The sequence below is a fragment of the Streptomyces sp. NPDC107546 genome, assembly GCF_055639175.1.
The window spans coordinates 98,334-99,433 of record NZ_JBVKBA010000013.1 but is presented as its reverse complement, the minus strand read 5'-3'; the positions used below and the strand labels follow the sequence as shown (position 1 = coordinate 99,433).

The 1,100-nt window shown below is 71.7% G+C and carries 1 protein-coding gene; it reads left to right on the top strand.

Translation table 11 applies throughout. The features are described from left to right. Positions 1-909: 909 nt before the first annotated feature. Positions 910-1,100 (top strand): hypothetical protein (locus ACZ7L1_RS20620; protein ID WP_471439025.1); only part of this gene is annotated, 191 nt, incomplete at its 3' end.

The following is a 1,100-nucleotide window of genomic DNA, read 5'->3' as shown; positions in this document are numbered from 1 at the left end:
CAGCGAACCCTGGAAACCCTGCGGACCCTGCATGCCCGTATCACCCTGAGCGCCCGTCAGACCCTGGGGACCCGTGGAACCCTGCACGCCCACCGAGCCCTGGAAGCCCTGCGGACCCTGCGGGCCCGTATCCCCCTGAGCACCCGTCGCCCCCTGCGCCCCGGTCGACCCCTGCTGACCGATCGACCCCTGGAAACCCTGGGTACCCTCCGGGCCCGGATCCCCCTGGGCCCCGGTGGAGCCCTGTGCCCCGGTGGAGCCCTGAACACCGTTCGAGCCCTGGAAGCCCTGTGCTCCCTGCGCGCCGCCGGCTCCCTGAGCCCCGGTCAAGCCCTGCGGCCCCGTGGCGCCCTGGACGCCCGAGGAGCCCTGGAAACCCTGCGGTCCCTGGGCACCTCCGGCGCCTTGAGGTCCGAGCGAGCCCTGGGGGCCGGTGGAACCCTGAACACCGTTCGATCCTTGGAACCCCTGCGGGCCCTGCATGCCCATCGGACCCTGAGTACCGGTGGAGCCCTGCGCGCCGGTGGCCCCTTGCTGACCCGCCGAGCCCTGAAAACCCTGCGGACCCTGCGCTCCCGTCTCCCCCTGAGTGCCGTCGGCCCCCTGAGTCCCGGTGGAGCCCTGGGCGCCGGGAGAACCCTGCGTCCCGGCGGATCCCTGGAAGCCTTGCGGTCCCTGCGTACCCGTCTCCCCCTGAGCCCCGCTGGACCCCTGCGGACCGACAGGCCCCTCGAAACCCTGCGGCCCCTGCCCACCGGTCGCTCCCTGCGCGCCGGTGGATCCCTGCGCCCCTGTGGAGCCCTGAACCCCGGTCGCCCCCTGGAAACCCTGCGGACCCTGCTCCCCCATCGGACCCTGCGTCCCCGTGGAACCCTGTGTTCCGGCGGTGCCTTGAGCCCCCGTAGAGCCTTGGAAACCCTGCGGACCGGCAGCCCCGGAGAAGCCCTGGAAACCCTGGGGACCTTGATCTCCGTCCGAACCCTGAAAACCCTGCGGACCCTGACCTCCGTCCGAACCCTGAAAACCCTGCGGACCCTGACCTCCGTCCGAACCCTGAAAACCCTGCGGACCCTGACCTCCGTCCGAACCCTGAAAACCCT